The sequence below is a fragment of the Ureibacillus aquaedulcis genome (assembly GCF_030418165.1).
Taxonomy (GTDB): Bacteria; Bacillota; Bacilli; order Bacillales_A; family Planococcaceae; genus Ureibacillus; species Ureibacillus aquaedulcis.
In genome coordinates, this window is record NZ_JAUHTQ010000014.1 from 62,963 (window position 1) to 86,526 (window position 23,564).

The window sequence follows — 23,564 nt, forward strand, 5'->3', positions numbered from 1 at the left end:
GTATTACTCATTTCCATTTTTTATTTCTCTCCTTGTGTCTCTTGATTTCTTTCTAACAGGAAGGATAACTGCTTTGCAATGCTGCGCAATGGATTTCCATCTTGATATGTGATGGATAAAATGCATGCACCTTCGATCATCGCCGTTAAGGTTATCCCTAATTCTTCTGCCCGTTCTATTTCAAACCCGTACTGTATAAGGATTTGAGCATGCAGAGACTGTAAATCCTTGAAAACCATTTCACATGAAGACCGGAGCTTTTCATGCGTAAATGCTGTTTCCGATGCAATTAACCCAATTGATAACCCGTCTATACAACTTCTCTTATCAAATACAGCAGCTACATTATGGACATAATATTCGTATGCTTCTGCAGCTGAATTTTTACCAATTAAGTCATTTTCAGCTCCTTCCAACACAAGCTTTCTCATCATGGAGATGGCTTCTGTGGCAATTTCCTCTTTTCCATTGGGGAAATGATAATAAATCGAACCTTTGGGAGCTCCACTTTCTTCAATGATTTGATTAAGCCCTGTTCCGTTATAACCTTGTCGTTGAAAAAGCCGTGTTGCAGTTTGTAAGATGACTTCCCTAGTATTATGTTTTTCCTTCATCCAAAGCTCACCCCAAAAAAATTATAGCAACCGGTCTAGAGTATGGTAACGAATATTTCTATATGAGTCAATAAGAATGACTTTAAATTTATATAACCTTTACAATGGATTGTGCGCAACAACATTCAAACAAATTAGGAATAGATTAGGGTATTTATTATGATCAGTCACCTGATCAGTCACCTCCGCTTTACAAAATTAAATGAAAAAGAAGCTCCCCAAAAGTTTTCACAACTAATGAGTTGCCTCCATGGAATTTGTATGTTAGGCGATAAATAATTCTTGTTCATTTTTCTTGCTTCAAAAATTTCAGTAATCGATGATAAGGACATTTTGATAATGAAGTATCATCATCCCGCAAAAAATACTGTTTCCATTCAAAGTTATCTTTGGCACCGTAACTGTTCAAGTCTGGATGGACAGGGGCCGCATCGTAGTTGGCCAATCTTTCACGGACCCTGGCTTTAATGTTTCGGGCAAAACTCTCCTTCTTATTAAGTTCCTGCAGTACCCAACGTGGGGTAATGGCCAGCATCATTACATCAAAATGCCGACTTTGGCGGTTGATATGGGCAGGAGTTGCACAATACATAAAGTATTTTTCCCTATTGAAACAAAACTCCCACATTGGATTGTGAGGATCCAATGGCATATCAGCCGGCCATTCAACGGAGTCGATTGCCGCCAAGCCGCTAAGTTGTTTCCAAAATAACTGCTCGTAATCCTCAACTCTATAAGTATCCCTCATATCTATAGGTGTATGATAGAAGATAATTAGTGAGGTGTAGGAACCGAAATTTCTGGATTCACTTGTGAACTTGCTCAGTAGCCCTGCTAGCTCATATAACGTTTCAGTCTTCCGCGGGTCTCCAGTAAATCCATAACGTAATTGGTTCTTTGAAAAACCTATTGTTGCCGGGATACAGGGGAAAGGCTGGTTCTTATCACTCATTTTTGCAGAAAATCTCTCTAGTACCTCTCGTTCCCAATCGTTTAGCAATTCTCGATGTGAAGGGGCATCCGTAAATAATTCTCTCACGTTGTTCAACTCCAATTCTCCCATCAGTATATTCAGAGGCCTAAATAAATGAGAGATGTCCATGCTCAAATGAGCAGCAGTCCTCTTTTAATGGTGAAAAGTCCTTTTGATCAAACTGAATACAGGATGGAGTTATAGCTGCTGGCACACCTTTCCTACAACCGAAGCCATGAATAACGGCTTTATGGATTTCGCAAACGGTTCTGTTTCGCAAAACCTTGCTGTAAGGCAATTATGTATAGATTGGTTTATTCAGATTTAGATCACCAGGTTGTCTATTTCCATGTAACAAAAGTATTAAAAAAAGAAGCTCTCAAAAGTTTTCACAACTAATGGGAAGCTTCTTTATATTTAAGTCAGAATGTAGAAAAAGGCTAAACCATCCATCCCGTAGCAATAGGTTCATCCTACCAGGCTGATAATTTTGCATATTCCAGGGGGGTTGCTAGAACGTTTAAATATAATTGCCTATCAGAATAGAATAATGATTGATGGTCTGGGTGATGATTGATATCCATTAACCACACGGATAAATTTTCATCAAGGATAATATCTATGGATAATTCTGCATAGCTGCCTTTTGAATGCTCAAGTGTTTTACAAGCAGTACAGCAAAGTTCGATTATCTCTTGTTCCTTTTTAAATACTTCCCGTTCATCCATTTGAAATACCTGTCTCAGTGCATCCCTACCATTCAAGACAATTCCAGTCCGATTAAAGTTAGCGGAAATGCCTCCCGTTTCTCCGAAATGAGCAGTAATATATGCACATTTCCAATGGCTCCTGCTTGTTTTTTGCATATGGACTTTAAAATTAAAACATCGTTCCTCATATTTAACTACCGGGACGGCCTGCTGTACGAGATACGTATCATGTAATGCACCTTTCAGATAATCGTTTACTTCCATAGTTGAATTTAAACTTTTCTCATCCCCGAAGTAATCATGAATGCGATAGCTTCCTTCTTTTTTATCCACTTTAAAAAGTAGCTTTCCTTTTTCAGCCACTAAAGGCTTTAGGTAGACTGATCCAAATTTATTGAGCATATCATCCAGTTTATGATCGTTATTTAATAACTCTGTGTAAGGCCAATGCCCACGAAGATGAATAGAGGATTGAAATAGTTTACTCAACAGCCACTTACTACTTAAATTAGCATTCAGTATCTTCCCCCGCATTACTGATAGCGTTTGATTATATTCATCTTCGCTCTGTTCCAAATGACAGTATAGTACGTCCGGAAATGGAAACTTGCCAAACATCCAAACAGGTTTACTTGTTTTTTCCTCTAGATTGAAGCAATACCCCTCGATTGTCTTTAAAGAATGATTAATGCCCTTTGCTGAACATATATAAATAAGGCCATTAATACTGGAATAGCCGGCTAAATAACGAGTATATTTTTCTAATGCCTCGGCTGTCATCTCGTGGGTTTCATGAAAAGCTAATATCCCCATGATAGGACCAATACGAAGCTTGCCTTCTTGGATTTTCATTTCAAACGGTATTTGTTCAGGCAAATTAAAAGGAAATTCAGCAATAGTAGAAACTCCTACCGTATTCTCGGGCAAATCTTCGCGCAACTCAACCTCCACTCTCGCCATCCATTCTCCGGCCTGCAAAGTCAGCCACTGAGGTTTTGGATTCATATTTTCCCAAATGGATAGAGGGAGGAATAGTAGATTCTTTCTATTTTCAGAAAGTTCTTTGAAGTAATAAATCATGTCATTTTCTCCGGAAATCCAGCCAGATTTTTTGCATAAAGCATATTTGAACGTTTTATTTGATAAAAAAGTTGCCGGTCATTGATATCAAGCGCAAACAAAGGACTAGGGTTTACATTATTTATTTCGATAATCCATACCTTTTTAGCAGTATCTATTGCAATATCAATCCCTAAATTTCCACAGTGAACACCACATTCTTCTATACATCGGGCTGCCTCATAGGAGATTCGGGAAATTTCTTTACGAAAACGAAAAGCTTCCTCCTCAGAGAATCCAAATACTTTTTGCAATGTTATTTCTCCGACCTCTGCTGTACCGCCTGCCAGTATATTCGTTACAATACTACCTTCTCTTCCATACTTGGCTACCATACACATATCTTCCCAATCACCAGACTGGTTCTTAACCATGACAATCCGAAAATCAATTTTTTTTTCCTGATAGGTTATTAGATCCAGCGATTGCTGTAATATAAATGTTTTTCCCTTAAATTGTTTTTTCAAAAAAACACCGAGTTCATGAACACTTGAAAAATTACTTTTCTGAGGCTCTCCTGCTTGTTGAAATTCCAATTGCAGGCTGGACCCTTGAGTTTTTTTAACCCTGTATATTCTTTCACCCATACTGCCGTGAACTGGTTTTATAAAAATCTCGTTGTGCTCATTCAAGAGGTTTTCTATATCCTGTGGTGCATAATAAATTACGGTCTTGGGCAAAAAGGAGTTTAGCTGTGAATTCTGGCTTAACCATTTATACATCTCCCACTTGTTAAATACATAACTATTAAAATAGCGATGACCGAAAACTGTTTGAAAATGGTTTCTCCATTCTCTATTTAGATAGATGATTTTAAAGACGGAAGCTGGATAAGGAAAAATGCCTGGTTCCCATTTTTCTGTTTCCGGGCTATATAGGTATCCTTCAATTGTATAGCGTAGCGGATCAATACCTTCAAGCGAAAAGGCAATGACAGCTCCTCCGATATGTTCGTAATCATATAAATAATTGGATAAATACTGTACACTCTCATCTAAGTAGCTTTTATTTGCTCCGACCAGGATGCCAATAAAAGGTCCCAATAAAATTTCATTATTTTCCCGGCGAATTTCAAATCGGCAGTTTATAGGGATGCTTAATAAATCAATAATAGAAGCAGATAGCTTTATTTCGTCTTCGGTTAATACAGATGATGTTTTTAGCTTCATTTCTAGTGCTTGGTTGCCAAAACGGAGAAACCATTTTTTAGCAGTAGAAAGGTTATGATATTTTGCGACATCCGGATGTATGGTCAAGCAGTTATTGGCATGGAGGTCGGGTATTATTTTATTCATCCGCATCATCATTGTTCCCCCAGCTAAAACCTGCGATGGATGTGGAATATAGAATAGGTTCATAGCATATCTGTTTATAGATTTGTTCATCCAATGCTTTAAATCCTTTAAAGGTTGGACGGACATTCGCTTCGATAAACCAGTAATGTTGATGAGTGTCAAGGGCAATATCCAATCCAAATTCAGCAAAATGATATCCTGTGAGGTCCATCATTTTACAAAACTCCATCGAAATCGCATGAATATCCTTACTAATGAGGTCACTTTCGACTTCTTCGCCAAATGCTAATTCCAATGCCTCTTTTAAGTGAAGTGCCCTTCCACCATTGGAAATGTTTGTTATCATCTTTCCGCTTGGCGCCAGTCGGCATTCTATCCCATTACAAATCCACTGGTTTTCTCCATTCTTTTGCATGACAACTCTAATATCCCATGGACTTCCTTCAATGTTCGCCAAATTCAGGAATGGTTGAATAATATATTCGCTATCTAGGTATTTACCTTCTTGAAGGTATTCTTCCAACTCTGCTTTTGCAATAGTAAGATCGTTATAATATCGATAATCATGGATTACAAAGGTTTCGGGAGATTTTAAAGTTATAATCGTTATTCCCCTCCCTCTAGAAAGGCTCTTAGGTTTCAGGATTACTTTCGGATATTTCTCAAAGAGCCCGAGAAGACTATCAACCGTTAATAATTCCGTTACTGGCAAAAATGGATTAAGCTTTTCATTATCCTTTAATTGACAATACATCTCCCACTTATCAAACCGAATATCATTAAAAACCTTCCATTGAAACTCATTCTTGTATTCATTTACAAAGTTATTCCTTTTATTAAAGCCTCTGCGATAGACAACAGTGGGAATGGGCAATTTCCCATACTCCCATCTTTTCGTAACATCGTTATAATAGTGACCGAAAATGCACTTTTCCTGCCAATCGATGGAGCAATAACGAAAAGCGATGAACAGCCCCCCTACTTTTTCATATATTCCCATAGCATCCGTTAATTCCTTCAATCTGCGATGATGATAATAATAATGCTGTTCACCGAGCAAAAAACCTACAACTGGTCCTATCTTAATCGTCGTTTCGGAATATTCCAATTGGTAGGTCGAAGATGTTTGGATCAATAGTTCGCTAATCGTATCTTCGGATAACTGGATAATGTCAGGGTGATGAAAATCAGCTTTATGGCCTTCTTGTTTGGAGGGCATTTCTTTCACCGATATAGGTATCTCTTTTTGACCAAATTTCAGTATGGTCCTAGATTTCAACTTATTTGCCAATCCTTTCGAAGTGTAGAGAATATTTTGGGATTGTTCAAAACCTTCCACCTCACTCCGCTCAACTTTTATCCAATTCATGGTGTGCACCCTTTTCCATGCCAGAGTTATTCATTAGAAATAATAGATAATAAAAAGCATTTTGGAGGAGATTTATTTGAGATTCCGAGTCCATTTGCCCGATGATGTTTTGATCCTGCTCAAACCCGCTTACATAGATGAGGTAGGGCGAGCGGATTTCATCAAAAATAAAGTCAAAGGTAAAGCTACCGACGAAGGGAATATAATAATCCAAAAATCTCCCAATTTCCTTTGATACAGTATCCAAGCATTTTGTATATTCATTTATCTCCTCGATACCAAGATTGTTGGAGGGATATCTTGTTTTCGCAAAATAAGATTCAGATTTGGAGAAAATACCTTGATTGGCTACAGTTGCAGTGATTGACCATTCAGCCTTCCAATTTTTTTGCAGAAAAATCTTCATTTCCAAAGGGACGTCTCCATTTTTCAGGCGATCGATTCCCTTTATAAGGAGATGATTGTTTTTATGAATCATCTTTTTTATATAGGGTAGGATTTCGTCCTTTTTGCACCTTTGCCCATATGCTCCGATATAAATAATATATTCGTCATGCAATTTTTTGATTGTGACTGCTTTTGGCTTGCTGAACGATTTTTCCTGAACTATAAAAAAAGATTCATATTTTTCAAGATAATCGCTTAAGGTAGTAGTGTTTAAAGATACCGCTGGTAAAAGATATGGTTGTAAGTTTGGTAAAGAGGATAACATTTCGAAGATAATTCCTTGTATGAATCGATTGATCGGATTAATAATTAAAGTATTTTCCATTTTTCTTAAACTTCTCATTTTATCCATTTTATCCGCGTTTGAATGGAGGGCAAGATTATAGATAAAAGGCGGGATATCACATTGTCCTTTTTGAACACTGTTTCCTTCTATTATTGTTCCACTGATAATTGTGCCATCTAGATCCAAATTTTCTAGAGAAAACAGTACAATCTTTATTTTATGTTCCATCGATAATGGCCTTAACTGGGTTATTAAATGTGAAATAAGTTTCTGCTGCCTCTTATCATTGTATATAAAACCGAAATCAGCGGTATAACTTTGCACTAACTTCACCTCTTTGATTTCCACCTGCACTAAGTCCCTATCTATATTATTTATGAACCTATAAAGCTTAAATAGGTACAGCTTCTGACACAGCAATATATGGGATTGTGAAGCGAATTTTTAATTCTCTATAGTTAAGGCATGACAATTGGATTCTGAGGGGGAAGTACATAGCTCTCCGGGATGACGGGACCTGTATCTTCATGACCGGCAATAACGGTTCCGGGCGTCCATGATCCTTCTGGTAAAATGCGTTGTGCGTTATAGAAATGTGATCCATACCATCGCCTGAAACTGCTGATAATGCCGAGCGCTGTAGGAGTTCCCCCAGTTGTACCTATTACCGATGGATTACCGTTGATCTCCCCCATATAGATAGCAACATGGACAATGGACTTAATTCCTTTTTTCTTTTTCCACCAGGTTAATATGTCACCGATTCGGAGATTTTCCACCCCTTCTAGGCACCAATAGGAATCTTCGGAATCATTGGACCCCACGAGTTTACTATATACACCTTCAATTTTGGCTCCAATAGATTCATACCTTCTCGAGACTCCTGTTAATTCAAAACCAAAGTCACCATAGACTAATTTAGTAAACCCCGAACAATCTATAACACCATCGGAATGATACGTATTGAAGCCATGACCGTATACCGTATAGCCATGATTCATATACCATATCGCTCTTTCTACAATTTGGTCAGCCAGACTTCCCTTCAGATGTTTAACGTTTTTTCGATACTGATCCACTTTGACTAATTCCTTTTTGAAATACCTATCATAATTCGCTTTGTATTTAGCAATGGCTTCTTCAGTTGTTAATGAGACATAGGAGACACTCATCTTTTAGCCCCCTTATATTAAGATTCAATGATAAAGGGGTGCTCTTCTGTATTTAAACACTTAAGAATTCTTTCTTTATATGTTTTCCAAGTAACTTTCTTGAGTGCTTCCTCAATTGAAAAAAACCCTGCATCCAAGGCATCATCTCTCCCAGCCAAATTACCACCTATCGGAGTTCCCAAAAACAAAACGGTGCATCTGCTGTTTTTAACATCTTGAATCAATCCACATAATTTAGTGATGGAAATATCAATCCCGGATTCCTCTTTCACTTCCCTAATGGCCGCTGACTCGATTGATTCCCCGTTCTCCACGTAACCACCTGGATATTCCCATCCCCTTTTCCAGTTTTTTATCAAAAGTATTTCGTTCTGATCATTGATAACAGCTACGGATGCTGCTAATCTATGCTTTGGAAAACCCATTCTTTTCGTTCCTTTCAGGTAAATATCCAATACTTCTTAAATAGTTTTCAAGCATTGTAATAAATAATTCCATATCCTTACAAGTTATATCCCCTATATTTGCTATCCTAAAGGTATCCTCTATACCCGGTTTCCCCGGATAAATCGTATATCCTTTTCTATAAAAATAATCATGCATTTCCTCAAATTTATAGGTTTCAATAGAAGGCTCTACAATAGCCGTAATAATCTTGGATTGATGCTCTTTTTGAACTAAATAAGTTAAGCCTAACTGAGTAATACCATTGATGAGTACTTCCCAGGCTTTTGAATATCTTTCGTACCTCCGTTTTATACCTTCTATGTTTAATTCTACAATTGCCTGCTTAAGTGCATAAAGTGTTTGAACAGGAGGAGTAAAACGCATTTGTTTTGTTTCTAGAAAATATTTGTATTGTGAATAAAGATGAAGATAGAAATTTCTTGCAGGAATGTGTTCTGTATTGTCTAGATCTTCTGTTCTGGCAATCACGAAACTTACGCCGGCCATTGCTTGTAGATTTTTATTAGAGGAGGCTACAAGATAACTAATATTCATCACATCCATATCAATTGGAATGGCTGCAAATGAGCTCATAGCATCCACAATTAATTGAATCTGGTGTTTTTTACAAAGTCCTCCTATTGCATTTATATCATTGAGCAAGCCTGTTGTTGTTTCGTTATGGACAACACATAGATGAGAAATTTTCTTGGAACAATGTTGAATTGTTTGTTCCAATGATAAAAGATCAATGGCCTCGTAACTGCTGCTATTATATTCGATATAGTTTAGATTGTATGTTTTTGCAATCTGGCACATCCTTTTTCCGTAGGCACCATTATTAATAATAAGAACAGCATCATTTCCTATAACAGAACTCAAAGTAGACTCAACAGCGGCCGTACCTGATCCGCCAAACAAAACGCATGAATAATTATCGGGATTTGCAACCAATCGTGTAAGCTCGCCAGTAATTGTCTCCATTACCGCTCCGAATTCTTCTTCTCTAGGACAAATATCCGGCACTATCTGTGCGTACTTAACAGTATCCGTTGTGGTAGCAGGTCCGGGATTCAATAAAACATTTCTCTTTACTGGAGGAAAATTCTTATCTTTGAGGGTGATCATTGGATAAATGTACTTCTCTGCGCGCAGCAAATGATCTTCATTGTCAATTTCACACCAGACAAAATCCTGCAATTTGTGAACGTATATATTCCTTTGGCTTGAAATGCCGACTAAAGCAGTTTCATAATCAAGCTGCTTATTTTCCGGGAAGATGGACTCTGCAAAATCACACATTACCTTGAACGTTTCTATAGAGAGCTTTGTTATCCCAGTCAATTCCGAATGAAGATCCTTCAATTCCCCACTGTTTTTTGACATATTTACTAATAGATTATTCTCATCCGTTTCAATAAAAACTTCATCATTGGAATGGGTAAACCCACTTGCTAATATTACATCGCGTTCCTTATGATTTATTAAAATTCCTAACGCTTTTTTTTCATATATCAGGTCACTTTCAAGTAAAAGAAAGTCTTCTGAAACATGATTCTTTAAATTGCACAGCGTATACATACTGCCTGTATGTTCATAATCATTGTTGCGAACACATTGAATCTGAGGGTATTTCAATGACAATTGATCGTATTGCTCGGATAGATAGCCTGTTCCGATGATAATTGTTTCTATCCCAGCCTCTATTAATTTTAAAATGGATTGTTCAACAATGGATAAATTGTCTATTTTGATGAAGCCTTTCGGATGGTCTTTTGTTCTCTCACGCAAGCGGGAGCCCATCCCACCGGCTAAAATAACAGCCTTTTTAACCATTCAGATACACCATCAATCGTTCCTTAACTTCATTTGGCTTCATCTTTGGGCGCCCAAGATTTTCTTTGGATTTCTTGGATATATTCATATATAGAAAAGTTAATTGTTTATCCCGTTTCCATTCTTTTATATAGAATTCTAATTCTATAAGGTTGTGAATATGAATAGATTTGGTATAGCCGCAAGCAGCTGCAATGTCTACTAAATGAACATTGTTGGATACAGTCAGTTGTCCTCCCGTCGAATCATGCGCATTATTATCCAAAAGGATATGTAGCAAATTATTCGGAGCGTATGCCCCATTCGTTGCAAGGCTACCCATCCGCATCAATAATGCTCCGTCTCCTTCCAGCACAATAACTTCATAGTCTTTCTTCGTTAATGAAAGGCCAAGACCGATGGAACTGACACATCCCATGGAACCAACCATGTACAGATTATTTGGTGCATCTTCAACTTCGTATAACTCTCGCCCCGTTTTACCGGTCGTAGCCAATTGGATGGTTTTTTGATCCTTTAAAGAATTAATGAGCTGCAGCGTTTCAAATCGTGTGGGAAGTTGGTTTTCTTTGGTTTGACCAATCTTTTGAGTATTAACATTTACAAGCTCTTTTTGATCCATTAAGATTTCTTTTTCGAACGTATTTTTTTTCACAACAAAGAAAAAAGACTCATTTTTTTCAATACATGAATTAGCCTGAATCAATTGCTTTTTGGCTTGGTCTAAGTCGTCAGCAAGGTACATCCAGTTTATTTTCATAAGTTCAAGCATTTCTGTGGTGATACAGCCCATCAGTTCATGCTGGGGCTCATCGGGAATCCCAGGTTCCCCTCGCAAGCTGACAAATCCAAGTACCGGAAGTCGAAATGGAAAATTCAAAGACACCAATGGCGAAACAGCGTTGGTCAAACCAGAGTTTTGCATAAGAACAACCGGCTTCTTACCACCAAGATAAGCACCTGCAGCAACAGCTACTGCTTCACCCTCGTTCGTAGCTGCAACGTATTCACATTCATTGATTGCGTAGTTGATTAAATTTTTTAAAAAGGAACATGGAACACCACTAAAAAAATCAAAGCCCAGCTTTTTTAACTCATTTCCAAATGCTTTAGTGTTGATCAAACAAATCACCTGCTTTTTTGAGATCCCTGATTGTATCGATATCAAGCCAAGAACCTTTGATATATTTCACCCCAATCGGGTGAGTTGTACTAATATGATTGAAGAGATCTGCCATTGTCAGCTGTTTAAAATCTTTTCGATTTGATAGTTCCATCAGTGCGTTTTTCACCACTTCGGCACCGCTTTTATTTACTCTCCAGAGTCCTATAAACTCCCCGTGCGCTTCTTTTCCATTCAAGTCTCCAGACATTTTGACAAATTGAACTGTACTGGAATAAAGCTTCTTTGAGTAAGGGATGTTTGTAATTACGTAATCTTTATCTTTAGCTGCGGTGTTTTCCACATCAGCATCTACTATAAGAGTAATATCGCTCATATCATTAAGAAGGTCATTCAAAATATAATTTTTAAAAATGATATCTCCATAACTAATAATGGTATTTTCCTTCAATTCTTCCTTTGCAAGATATAAGGAGTAAAGTTCTTTTGTCTCCGCAAACAAATCATTGTCAATGACCGAAAAATTGGTGGAGGTTACTTTATCTTTCGCAAAGCCTCTGACTACGCTAATCTTTTTTATACCAACTTTGTTAAATTCATGTATCTGTGTCAAGAGCAGGGTTTTCCCTCCAACTTCCAATAAAGTTTTAGGGATTTCTTCTGTAAGCCCCTCCATTTCCCCTTGGCTTGCTGCCAATATGACTACGTTAACGTTAGTTCCTGTGGCAGGAAGATATCGTTTTTCTGCGACCTTCAGTTCACCTGCTCCTTGTAGGCGAAACACCTCGTCTAATGGAGCAACCTCTTTTTCTACGTTGATCAGACTTACATCCTCGTAGATTTGCTTGGTCGTATCCTGGACGGCTTTAATCGATGCCCTTAAACTATGATTAGCCCAAATGATAAGACTAGCACCCAATTCCCTGAATCTATCAGTCGGAACAGTATAGTATTTTGTCGGTACGAGTACAACTGGAAGTCTATTGCTCCATTCCTTCAAAAAGGCCTCTATTTCAGTACTATCCTTTCTTTTACTATGCATGAGGATTGCATCTGCACCAGCAAGGCGATAAGCCTCTGCCCGCCTGAGTGCCTCTTCCAGCCCCCAACCCGCAATAAAGGCTTCTACTCTGGAAACAACAACGAAATCATCATCCGACTGACTGTCTTTCATCGCTTTAATTTTCCCGCAAAATTCCTCTATATCGGCAAGAGGCTGTGTATCCCCGCTGATAAAAGAGTTTGTTTTGGGGAATAATTTGTCTTCAATACAAACTCCAGCAATTTGTCTGGACTCCAATTTTTTGACTAACCTTCTAGCATTATTAAAGTTCCCATAACCGGTATCGCCATCAAGTAAAATTGGGATGGTAGTGGCATCACTCATAAACTCCAATGTGTCCAGCACCTGGGTCCAGGAGGCTTCGTTATTATCCCGTACTCCCAAAGAGGCTGAGATGGACAATCCGCTTCCCCATATTCCTTTGAAACCCGCTTCCTCCACTATTTTTGCTGTTAGACCATTGTGAGCCTCCATAATAAATTCCAATGAATTAGAAGTTATTAATTCTTTTAGTTTTGTTGTCTTTTTCATTGCCTTTCCTTTCATTATTGAATTTAATTTGTTTTAGGGATGAGGTTTCGTTTTAACTCTTTAAAAGATTCTTGAACCATAACTCGATGAGGGATTTTCAATAAGATAGTTGTATTTTTGTTTAGATATGGTTGAATGAATGGGTAGATTTCTGTTCCACTATTGCAAAAATAAACTTTGCCAGGATCCATTAGTAGTTCAAGAGCCTTCCTTCCGATTTCAATCGCTTCCTGACCAACAACAAAAAGGAGGTCCACCTCTGTTTCAACTACCTTCTCGCCCATTCTGGCATACTGTTCCTGTGCATATCGGCTATCTCCCAATTGTGGCATATAGCCTAGTAGTGCTATTTTCATTTTAGAGTCCGAGGTTTCCTGAAGAACCTCCAGGGCAGAGGCCATCGATAATGGAGCTGCATTCCACGTATCGTCAATAATGATGCACCCCCCCTCCCCCTCCAGGAATTGGAGATGCTCCTTCATTTGTTCAAACGATGCTAGCCGCTCACAGCATTCTTTTACATTCATTCCTGCTGCAACCGCTGCAGCAATCGCAGCAAGCCCATTATAAACATTCGGTTTTCCATAACCAGGAACGAAGACTGGATAGGATCGCCCTTGATGTTCGAGAGTAAACTTCATTCCTCTGTCGGAGTATCCAATATCTTCTGCTCTGAAGTCGCACCCTTCAGATAATCCTATATAGACAACATTCTTAAATGAACTTACATCAAGGACCTTTTTAATGTTTTCGTCATCAGCGTTTAAAATAATGACGCCCGTATCCGGATCTAGGTCATTGATTATTTCAGCTTTTCCTTTCATATAGGCTTCCGGAGTTTTACTATCCGTTAAGTGGTAGACATCTATGTTTAGAAGGATTCGTATTTGGGGTTGAAAGTAGCGAATGGTATTTGTTAAATAGCCTGGAGAAGCTACCGGCATTTCAAAGACTGCTGCTTCTGTATCATCATTGATGCCAAGCAGGTAGTGTAAATTAAGTGATCGCTGATTATTGCTTAGAAAGGTGGAGTGAACTTTATAGTATTTTCTCAAAATATGTTTTACCATTTGTTTTGTTGTCGTCTTTCCACAAGTACCCGTAATGCCAACCACTGGAATCTTGAAAAGGTGACGGTAAAAGTGTACAAACTTCCAATAAGCTTCTTCGATATTCGGCACCTGGATTATGATGACATGCTCTGGTAAATTTTTTATCAAATCAAGCCTATCTGTAACAATTGCAACAGATTTATATTTTTTTATGACTTTATTTTCAATTTTCATATCTTGGTATCGATAAAACAGCAGGGTTTGGTCTACTATCTTTTTTGGCCGATAGACTACATTTTGAATAAGTGGGTTCCCTGATCCCTGAACAATATTGCCTTCAATTTGCTCAACAATATCTTGGAGAAATAAACTTTTCATGTAGTCCCTCCATTCACGTAATGATGATTTTTTCCTTAAGTTCTTTAAATGTATCTTGAACCATCACCCTATGAGGGATTTTTAGGAGTATAATGGAATCCGGATTTAAGTAAGGTTGAAGAATTTGATAAATTTCTATTGGGTTGCCAGAAAAGTACACCTTACTTTGGTCCATTCCCATTTCCAATGCTCTGCTCCCAACTTTCCGTGCTTCCTCTCCTACAACAATCAGTAGATCTACTTCAGCTTCCACTGCCTTCTCACCCATCTTGGAGTACTGCTGTTCTGCGAATAATCCGTCCCCCAACTGAGGCATATATCCCAAAAGAGCAATTTTCCTTTTCGTACCTGCCATTTCTTTTAATGCTTTAAGAGCAGAAGCCATCGATAGAGGAGCTACATTCCAGGTATCATCAATGATTGTAGATCCCCCAAGTCCATTTTTAAGTTCCAAATGTTCTTTAACTTGTTGAAATGTAGATAATCGTTCTACCGCTTCCATTATATGCACCCCTGCATTCCATGTTGCAGCAATTGCGGCAAGAGCATTATAGACATTATGTTCACCAAATGCTGGTACAAAGACAGGATAGGTTTGCTTTTGATGATGTAGTGTAAAAAGGGTCCCCCTATCATCGTAAGTTACATCCGTTGCACGAAAATGACAGCCTTCACTGAATCCAATGTATTGAATAATATTAGTAAGTTTGCTAATATCTATTCTTTTTATATTCTCATCATCCGCATTCAAGATGAGACAGCCGTTTACCGGATCCAAACCATGCAAAATTTCCGCTTTGGCTTTTAGATATCCTTCCGGAGTCTCACAACCTACCAAATGATACACGTCAATATTTAATAACACCCTGATTTGGGGGCGAAAATATTTTAAATAAAAGAGGATATCCCCCGGGGAGTCAACCCCCATCTCGATGACAGATGCCCCTGTATTTTCATCTATACCTAGTAGATAGCGGTGATTTCGATGGCCTCCGTTAAAGCTTTTATAAGTAGCCAAAACCGGATAGCTGCTTTCAAGTATATGTTTAATCATTTCCTTTGTAGTTGTCTTACCGCAAGTCCCTGTTATTCCAATAATAGGAATATCAAAGAGATCCCGATAGTAATCAATGAACTTCCAGTATGTTTGTTCTATGTCGTCTACTTTTATGACAATAACTTCATCTCCAAGCTTGGCGAAATCCTTTGGTTTTTCTGTTACAACAACAACTGGCGAGTATTTTTTAAAGAGTTTGGAATCTATTCTCGATTTTGTATATAAATCAATCATTAGCGTGTTATTATGACTAATTCTGGAAGGTTTCGTTACAACATCTTTTATAAGAGGATTGCCCTCTCCCTGCATCCACGTTCCACCAATTTGAGAAATAATCTCGTTTAGATAAAGAGCTTTCATTTTCTGCTCCCTTCTTCTCAACCAATTTCAAACCCTGTTCATTACTTATCTACAGTATTCGTAAACGATTTATTTTGTTTAGGCATTCCTGTTCATCATCTGTTATTCCTAGAATTGAATTATTACTATATATACACTTCAAATCCCAATATATGTCACATAAAAAGTCTTTTTCTCTTTATGCTATATAAACGGGGAATTTCACAAAAGATAATTAATAAGGCACTATCTTTTCTTGTGTTGGGAGATCATTATGTAAAAAAATCAAATGGAAAAATTAAAAGCTCAAAATGGAGTATGGCTGAGGAATTGGCATGCAGTGATAGGACTTACCGATAAGAGGTGAATTGCCTTCGTGGAAATGATTAGCTCTAGAAAAAATTATCAGCAACTAAAAGTGAAGTGCATATCATGGTAAGGATCTGTTGTATCCTTGAGAATGTTGTCATCCTAAATTCTTGAAATGCAAGTTGCAGTATTTTAAAAAAAGAATGACTACTTCATTTTTAGGAAGTAGCCTATACTTTAGAAAATATTTTTTACCATGACGTGCACAAATTGAGTCAGCTATGTTTACAAACATGCTTAACTTTCCCCTTTGAACTTACTTCTCAAGTTATCCATTTGAACTGAAAAATTAGAACCCATTTTCAACCAACCATTTCAAAAGGTCTTCTTCTCTTTCCCTACTATCGTTTTGCTGTGCATCGTATTTACGCATTTTCTTGTGTGAAACAATATTTCCATCTACCATAAACAGGATTCTTTCAGTTTTTGCTGCCACCTTCACATCGTGCGTAACCAGCATTATCGTCGTCCCACTTTTGTTAATCTCCCCAAGAATGGACATAATTTCTTCTGTCGATTTGGAATCTAATGCTCCGGTAGGTTCGTCTCCAAATATAATATCCGGATCATTTATCAAAGCCCTGCAGATGCCTGCTCTCTGCAGCTGTCCACCAGAGCCTTGATTGATATTATGATTTGCAAGCTTATCAATTCCTGTCATTTTCATAAGTTTTTTCGCTTTATGATTTACTGAATTTTTATTCGCCTCTGTTGATACAAGTGCAGGAAACATAATATTGTCAATCAAGGACAAATTCTTTAATAAATTAATATCATGAAAGATAAATCCCATTGATTTCAGTCGAATCTTGGCCAATTCTTCTTCTTTTAGGCTGCCGATCTCACGACCATTAAATTTCACGCTGCCAGAAGTCAATCTATCCATACCGCTAATATTATATAGGAGTGTAGTTTTCCCACTTCCAGATGCCCCCATAACCGAAACGAATTCTCCCTCTTCGATCTCCAAGTTAACATCCTTTAAGATATGAATTTCATGACCTTTTCCTAACATTACTTTTTTGTTCATATTTCTTGCTTCTATTATATAGGTCATCCATATTCCTCCTATTCCAAATATTAAAATCGAAGTCTATTTCCCAATATTGTCCTGGGATGCATATTAGTACCGTTAGCTTCTTAAGACGACAGATAGATCATCCTTTACAGCTACCTTGCAGGACATGAATATTGTCCATCCAACGGTTGTAATGAGTGCCAACGGACAAAGCAGCCAGGTCTGCCATACAATATGAACAAATTCAATTTTTGCTGCTCCCATCGAGGACATGGCCATACTGACAAGAAATTCTCCCAGTAAATTCGCAATCACAACTCCAAGTATGATTCCCACTACCAGTACCATCATCGTACCTGCCATATATTGATGATTGATCTGCTTTAAAGTTAATCCCACACTCCGCATGATGGCAATCTGAGAAATATCCTTTGATAGTAACATTCGAAGGAATAATGCCGTGATTAATACAGCTATGATGATGGCGATGGCAATTCCGCCTATTACAACGGTACCCATCTGATTTATGATATTTCCAAGTGTCTGCTGCGTATATTCTTTGATATCATTTACCTGCGCCGTGCTATAAGCATTCTGGTAGTAGTCCATTTTCGCAGGAATATTAACCCCGTCCACCATATCCATGCTCACAATATACCAAAGAACAGCCTTTTCATTTACGCCAAGATTTGCATTCGCCTTTGCTGTTTTTCCACCATTTGTAATATCCTGATAAATACCCGTAACTGTTAAAGACTGCTCTCTCCCACCTACTCGGACAGTTACCTCATCCCCTACCTGCTTGTTTAAGCCGTCCTTTGCGGCATTAGCGAAGGAGAGCGAGATTTCTCCTTCCCTCTCCGGTCCTCTTCCTTCCAAATAGTTTAATGGGAATGCAGAAAAATCCCCGATTTCAATATTCATATAATTCCAGGAACCTTCCTCGTTCTTAACCGGGTAGGAACTTGTGACGTAGGTTGCAAACTTTTCAATATCGTTATCATTTTCTAACTCTTGCTGCAGCTTTATAAAATCTTCTGTAATGCGATCGGTTCTTCGAAGATCGATTCTCATATCCTGTTTTCCTATTCCCATATAGGTAGAAAATTCTGGTGAAGTCATGGTGTTAAAAATATTTACAGGAAGTATAACAATGAACGTACATACAATAAAAATAACAAACAGCAGCCTATACAGTTTGAAACGTTTCCAAACATCCACAAGCCCCATGTATATATTAATGCTGAAGAATTTGTTCTTTATCAGTGGAAAATGATGTTTTCCGTTCTTTCCGTGCTCAATGGAATCCCTCCGCAATGCTTCCACCGCCGAAATCTTATCGATTCTTTTCAGTACTCTCTTGCAGTACATCACAATTATGAAATATACAAGTAATGGAGCTATAAGCGATAGCAAGTAATTCAAGCTACCGGATAAATCGGAAGAAATGTATAGCTTTATATTACCGTTTAGCAGATTTACCGTTGCCAAGGAAAGCAGATAACCGATGATACCGGCTATCAATGAAATGGCCCTGTATTTGTTAAGATATACCTTCTTTATATCCTCTTTGGATATCCCCATTGCTTTCATAACACCGATTTCTCTCAAATCTTCATCAATGCTTGCCAAAAATGTAAGCCTGATACAGAGGAAAGCTATAATAAGCAGCAAAATACTGATAAGAATGATGACCATTGCGACTGCAATATCTGACATGGCATTAAACAACAGAAACATCTTTCCTCTGATTGACGGGCCGTTTGCCGGAAGACCTGCTTCGATATATGCTGTCTGAACAGTATCAGCATCTCCGTTTTTATTTAATTTGAATTCAATCAGGTATTCCATTTCCCCAGGTCCTATCACAAACATTTCATGAAAGTCATTATGATTAATCACAAACCTTTTGGAAGAAGTAAGGGAAGAGTTCATTTCAAAATCTCTTGCGTAATCTGAAATGACAAACTCTTTCTCGTATCCGCCGCTTTTCACTGTAATCGTATCACCTATTTTTAAGTCATGTTGTTCCATGAAATAGATGGGGACAGCAACGAACCCTTCCTTTACATCCAGCTTTTCATTATCCAAATTCAATATAAAATCAAATTTACGATTCTGAACAACAAATGAAATATCCTGTATCGTGCCAGCCAATGTTTGATTTTGACTAAAATGAATATTGCTTCCATCAACATTTTGCAGAATCATCGTCTCCTGCATCGCTATATGATCCCGGTATTGGAGCGTGAATCGGTCAATTTCTGCCTGGTCAAATTCACCGGTATGCATCTGCGCAATATCAGCTGGTACTGCACGTTCCTCTAATTTTGCCATCGACTGAATCAAAGTGGTCACATTATTTACTGCACTAGTTGCCAAAATAACGGCCATCGTTATGAATAGTAAAACTGATATAGTGGAAATCTTATTCCTGATGAAATCGTTCTTTACTATTTTTAAGAACAAAATTATATCTCCTTCCAATAAGATTGTTTTTAGACTTGAACCCAATAAATATTGAACTTACCAACGTAATCATAACAGATGGAAATTATTAGCAAAACCTTCCTCAGGCTAATTCTTTACTAAGCCCTCAGTCCTATTTGGAATTTCACCAAACAAAAAAGGAACTTCCTGATGTAAGGAAGTTCCTTTTTTATAATATTTGCTTGTTAAACTAACGCCCCCTTTAGTTTAAGGGTAATTGTTCACAAACTTGTTAATTTAATAGTTACAGCTATTTTTTTTCAACCGCCATACGCAAGTTCGAGATAACTCCAAGAAGCAATACTATCGAAACAACCATTTTTTCAAAAGTTGTTCCAAACAGTTGTTGTATAAATCCAAAAGACCAAAGTACAACAAAAAACCAACATATAACGGTTATTCCTCTTGTGTATTTATATAGTTTAAATCTACCAACGAACAACGTAAAAACCAATCCAATAATAGAAATAACCATATTTATAACAGATATTGGAAGCTGATTAGCAAATGATTCTGACCTTCCACCATTAACCCATGTGAATGGCATACTTTTGCTTATAATAAGAAAGTGGATTAAGATAGTCAAAGAGTAAAAAATAATTCCCATAAATACAGCAGTTTTCATATTAATTTTCCTGAGTTTTTCTAAAATAAAATCACCCCATTTCTTCCTGTTTTAGTTTTATTTAATCCACAAAAGTACTGTTCCTGTATTTCTTTCCATCTCACAAGCAACTGAAAGTAAGGTTTCGAAATATTATTAAAAATCACCATTATTCTTAGACGAGCAAAAAACATCGGCTTAGGTATTCTATGTTATGTAAACTGCCTCGTTAGCGCAACAAGGCAAGCGAGCCCTGTTAAAGCATCGCACCCGTTAGTATCATTAGGACAAAGTTTTATTTGCCTTGATTTTAAATATAAATGATTATGCTAGCCCCAAGTTGAACAAGCAGTAATGTTTATATCGTGACTCTAGATAACCTAAGCGTATCATACATTTCCAAATTTTGTATTAAATTTTACTTTAATCACCAAGTCATTCATAGTATTTGGATTCCTTTGATGTTGAATGGATTCTAACACCTGAAACGTTCATCACCAACTTTTTTATAGTTAAACCCATTACAAAAAATATGGTTCTGTAAATCAAATTATGAACAACAGACTTTAACAGAGCCTTTTGTTTAAGCTCCCTTTTTCCTTTTTAGGATTTCTAAAAAACTACAACTTTTGTAAAATTACATCTTCTATTTCCTCATAAAATTCACATAACCTTAATAATTTCACTATATTCAAATAACATACGCTCCTTATAGTAAAACCTATGCGGTTAAAGAGTATTCAATCTCTTAATATCTTTTTAGAGATTAAATAAAACATTTGAGAAAATAAGGAGAAACACAAAAGATATGAAATTTGTGAAAAAAAATTCAATAATACTACTTGCAACGATAACGATGGCATCTTCAACACTTCCTGTTCAGGCTTCCAGTTATCCTCACGGTTCTCTAACAGAATCAGTTGTTACATCAAATAACACTTTTAAAGGTGATAAGTTTTCAAAGCCTCAAAAACCACAAGGGACTACTGGAGAAGTAAATACAGATGCTCCTCAAGTTGATAAAACTTTATCGGCAGTGGATAATGGTGGAAATGCCAATGATTCTATCTTAAAGAATGTAGCTGCAACTAATCCTTTTATTAGTATTTTAGATGGTTTTGATCAAATATGGTCTTTAAATCAACCAGATTGGAGAGACGGATCAGCGTTAACTAAACCTGGTGCAATTGGTGAGGTTGCCAATTATGGTGACGGACCTACAGTTTATTTTGATGGATATAAAAATGATAAGACAAAAGTAGTAGCAGATAAAAAGACATATGCCAACGAAGAAATCAGAGATTCAGAGACTTGGAAAACCAATATAAAATATGTGGAAGAGGTTACTAAAAACAGAACTGACGAAGAGGCATTAGCGGCCTATTACGATGATCAAAGAGATAAGATATATAGCATGATAGAAGCTTTTGGGCCTTTGGCTAATACCTACGTTGATATCGTTAAACCGGTCACAAGTGTTGTTAGAACAACGGAGGACATGAATATAGTATTGGAAGAAACAACTGTTGAAGACCAGAGCCAAGGAATGGGACAATGGAAGGACTCTGAACTCTCAGATGCAATGGATTTAGTACATTTAATTAGATTTAGGAATCCTTCTTCGTCAAATCCTTCCAAATACTTTTTCTCTTCTCCAAGACCGTACAGAATGAATTCAAATGGAGAAGTGAAAGAAGTGGTTGATAAGAATGGGTTGCCTGTTTGGGAAACCCTCGGCAGCGGTAGAAGTACAGTAGAAGAATTACCTTCAGGTGGCAAAAAAGAAACCGGAGAAAGACATTACCAACAATATGAATCGAATGTGGAAGTAATTCCTGCGTTGGAATATGTCAAAAGAAAAGCAGAAGACGGAAGAGGTAAAGACGGAGCTTTTCCAAGTGGGCATACAAGTGCAGCTTATTTGTCAACATTCGGATTTGCATATGCAACACCGGAAAGATATGCTGAATTTTTAACAAGAGCAGCTCAAATGGGAGAAAATAGAATAGTGACCGGAATGCATTCTCCACTTGATGTTATAGGAGCAAGAATACAATCTACAGCAATGACTGCCTATGCATACAACCTTGCAGAAAATAAAGAGGTATTGGATAAGGCTTATGAAAATGCTGGAGAAGTATTCGGTGAAGTAGCTGAATCAAAAAATATGAGCTTATACGAATACGCACATACGGTAACAGAGGCTTATAAGTTTGAAAGTGCGTACGATGAAGAAAAGTGGGAAAATCATGAAGCAAATAAAGCTTTCTATAGAGAAAAACTTACTTACGGATTACCTCAAACAGGGATAAAAGGTTTAGACCCTGTAGTACCTAAAGGGGCAGAAGTTTTATTGGAAACTCGTCAGCCTTATTTAACAGATAAGCAACGTAGAGAAGTACTGTATACTACAGAGATTGAGTCAGGCTACCCATTGATAGATGAATCAAATGGTTGGGGAAGACTTGATTTGGTAACAGCATCTGATGGATATGGTGCGTTTTTAAGCAACGTAACCGTGGATATGGATGCTTCAAAAGGAAGATTTCATGCACATGATTGGTGGAGAAATGATATTACCGGCAAAGGTATGCTTACCAAGCAAGGGACAGGAACGCTTACATTAACAGGAAATAATAGTTACTCAGGAGGCACATTGCTGCAAGGCGGAACGTTGGAAGCTACTTCTAGGACTGCTTTTGGTGAAGGCGATCTTTATGTAGAAAACGGTACATTGTTAGTTAATGTAGATGGATCTTTAGATTTAAAAGGCAATTTAACAATGGAAGCTGGAAACCTAGATATTGCAATGGAAAATGACTACAGTCAACTAAATGTTGAGGGACTTTTATATCTTGATGGTGGAAACCTGAATCTGGATCTTTCTAATTATAAAAGAGAAAAGGCTACAAACATTACTTTAATGACTGCCGACAAGGTGATAGGTAAATTCGATAATGTAACTGCTGATGGTTATAAGGTAACTGTCACTTATAGAAATAATAGTGTCGTTGCACATATCAAAGCTAAATAATAGCAATTGGTAATTCGATAATCTAAACTGCCGACTATGGTCGGCAGTTTTTTCGTGCGTCGGAACTCATCCATTACGTCTGTTTCTTTAAATTACATCATTACAATACTTTATCTGCCCCGTGCATTTAAAGCGTCCTGAGGCAGTATGTTTCAGCTTCTTATTAAAATGATGAGAGCCAGTAAAAATCTACTGACTCTCCCCGAATAAATATATACTAAAAAGTTCACTCAAACTT

General features: G+C 37.4%; 17 protein-coding genes and 1 pseudogene. 1 reads left to right on the top strand and 17 read right to left on the bottom strand.

The features are described 5' to 3' along the window. Positions 1 to 20 precede the first annotated feature (20 nt). The 17 genes and pseudogenes from QYB95_RS15540 to QYB95_RS15620 all read right to left on the bottom strand — a co-directional run. Positions 21 to 614, bottom strand: a complete 594-nt coding sequence (locus QYB95_RS15540; protein ID WP_301139285.1) for a TetR/AcrR family transcriptional regulator — start codon at positions 612 to 614, stop codon at positions 21 to 23. Between the two features lie 286 nt (positions 615 to 900). Beyond that, complete coding sequence (locus QYB95_RS15545; RefSeq protein ID WP_301139286.1) at positions 901 to 1,662, bottom strand: YqcI/YcgG family protein; 762 nt, start codon at positions 1,660 to 1,662, stop codon at positions 901 to 903. 398 nt (positions 1,663 to 2,060) lie between these two features. Further along, positions 2,061 to 3,377, bottom strand: a complete 1,317-nt coding sequence (locus tag QYB95_RS15550) for a YheC/YheD family protein (RefSeq protein ID WP_301139287.1) — start codon at positions 3,375 to 3,377, stop codon at positions 2,061 to 2,063. Beyond that, complete coding sequence (locus tag QYB95_RS15555) at positions 3,374 to 4,723, bottom strand: YheC/YheD family endospore coat-associated protein (RefSeq protein WP_301139288.1); 1,350 nt, start codon at positions 4,721 to 4,723, stop codon at positions 3,374 to 3,376. The genes QYB95_RS15550 and QYB95_RS15555 overlap by 4 nt, the downstream gene beginning before the upstream one ends. Further along, complete coding sequence (locus QYB95_RS15560) at positions 4,704 to 6,080, bottom strand: YheC/YheD family endospore coat-associated protein (protein ID WP_301139289.1); 1,377 nt, start codon at positions 6,078 to 6,080, stop codon at positions 4,704 to 4,706. The genes QYB95_RS15555 and QYB95_RS15560 overlap by 20 nt, the downstream gene beginning before the upstream one ends. Further along, positions 6,061 to 7,137: a YheC/YheD family protein gene (locus QYB95_RS15565; RefSeq protein WP_301139290.1), complete on the bottom strand. Its 1,077-nt coding sequence runs from the start codon at positions 7,135 to 7,137 to the stop codon at positions 6,061 to 6,063. Before QYB95_RS15565 ends, QYB95_RS15560 begins: the two co-directional genes overlap by 20 nt. A 134-nt stretch (positions 7,138 to 7,271) precedes the next feature. Continuing rightward, positions 7,272 to 7,985, bottom strand: coding sequence for an NlpC/P60 family protein (locus QYB95_RS15570; protein ID WP_301139291.1), 714 nt, complete (start codon positions 7,983 to 7,985; stop codon positions 7,272 to 7,274). A gap of 17 nt (positions 7,986 to 8,002) precedes the next feature. Beyond that, positions 8,003 to 8,410: an NUDIX hydrolase gene (locus QYB95_RS15575; RefSeq protein ID WP_301139292.1), complete on the bottom strand. Its 408-nt coding sequence runs from the start codon at positions 8,408 to 8,410 to the stop codon at positions 8,003 to 8,005. Further along, complete coding sequence (locus tag QYB95_RS15580; RefSeq protein ID WP_301139293.1) at positions 8,391 to 10,268, bottom strand: 2-aminoethylphosphonate aminotransferase; 1,878 nt, start codon at positions 10,266 to 10,268, stop codon at positions 8,391 to 8,393. Before QYB95_RS15580 ends, QYB95_RS15575 begins: the two co-directional genes overlap by 20 nt. Beyond that, positions 10,261 to 11,391, bottom strand: coding sequence for a phosphonopyruvate decarboxylase (gene aepY, locus QYB95_RS15585; protein ID WP_301139294.1), 1,131 nt, complete (start codon positions 11,389 to 11,391; stop codon positions 10,261 to 10,263). The genes QYB95_RS15580 and aepY overlap by 8 nt, the downstream gene beginning before the upstream one ends. Beyond that, positions 11,378 to 12,985, bottom strand: a complete 1,608-nt coding sequence (aepX, locus tag QYB95_RS15590) for a phosphoenolpyruvate mutase (protein WP_301139295.1) — start codon at positions 12,983 to 12,985, stop codon at positions 11,378 to 11,380. The genes aepY and aepX overlap by 14 nt, the downstream gene beginning before the upstream one ends. A 23-nt stretch (positions 12,986 to 13,008) precedes the next feature. Further along, positions 13,009 to 14,415 (bottom strand): Mur ligase family protein, encoded by a 1,407-nt coding sequence (locus QYB95_RS15595; RefSeq protein WP_301139296.1) that lies wholly within the window; start codon positions 14,413 to 14,415, stop codon positions 13,009 to 13,011. Positions 14,416 to 14,428: 13 nt separating this feature from the next. Further along, on the bottom strand, positions 14,429 to 15,832 hold the full coding sequence (locus QYB95_RS15600; protein WP_301139297.1) for a UDP-N-acetylmuramoyl-tripeptide--D-alanyl-D-alanine ligase: 1,404 nt from the start codon (positions 15,830 to 15,832) through the stop codon (positions 14,429 to 14,431). Between the two features lie 637 nt (positions 15,833 to 16,469). Next, on the bottom strand, positions 16,470 to 17,237 hold the full coding sequence (locus QYB95_RS15605) for an ABC transporter ATP-binding protein (RefSeq protein ID WP_301139298.1): 768 nt from the start codon (positions 17,235 to 17,237) through the stop codon (positions 16,470 to 16,472). Positions 17,238 to 17,312: 75 nt separating this feature from the next. Further along, a complete protein-coding gene (locus QYB95_RS15610; protein WP_301139299.1) occupies positions 17,313 to 19,667 on the bottom strand; it encodes an ABC transporter permease in 2,355 nt (784 codons plus the stop codon). Positions 19,668 to 19,938: 271 nt separating this feature from the next. Next, a complete protein-coding gene (locus QYB95_RS15615) occupies positions 19,939 to 20,313 on the bottom strand; it encodes a hypothetical protein (protein WP_301139300.1) in 375 nt (124 codons plus the stop codon). A 337-nt stretch (positions 20,314 to 20,650) separates the two neighbouring features. Then, positions 20,651 to 20,780: pseudogene (locus QYB95_RS15620) on the bottom strand (IS1595 family transposase); the annotation flags it as partial. A 320-nt stretch (positions 20,781 to 21,100) separates the two neighbouring features. Here QYB95_RS15620 and QYB95_RS15625 point away from each other — a divergent pair. After that, positions 21,101 to 23,326 (top strand): phosphatase PAP2 family protein, encoded by a 2,226-nt coding sequence (locus tag QYB95_RS15625; protein WP_301139301.1) that lies wholly within the window; start codon positions 21,101 to 21,103, stop codon positions 23,324 to 23,326. Positions 23,327 to 23,564: the final 238 nt, after the last annotated feature.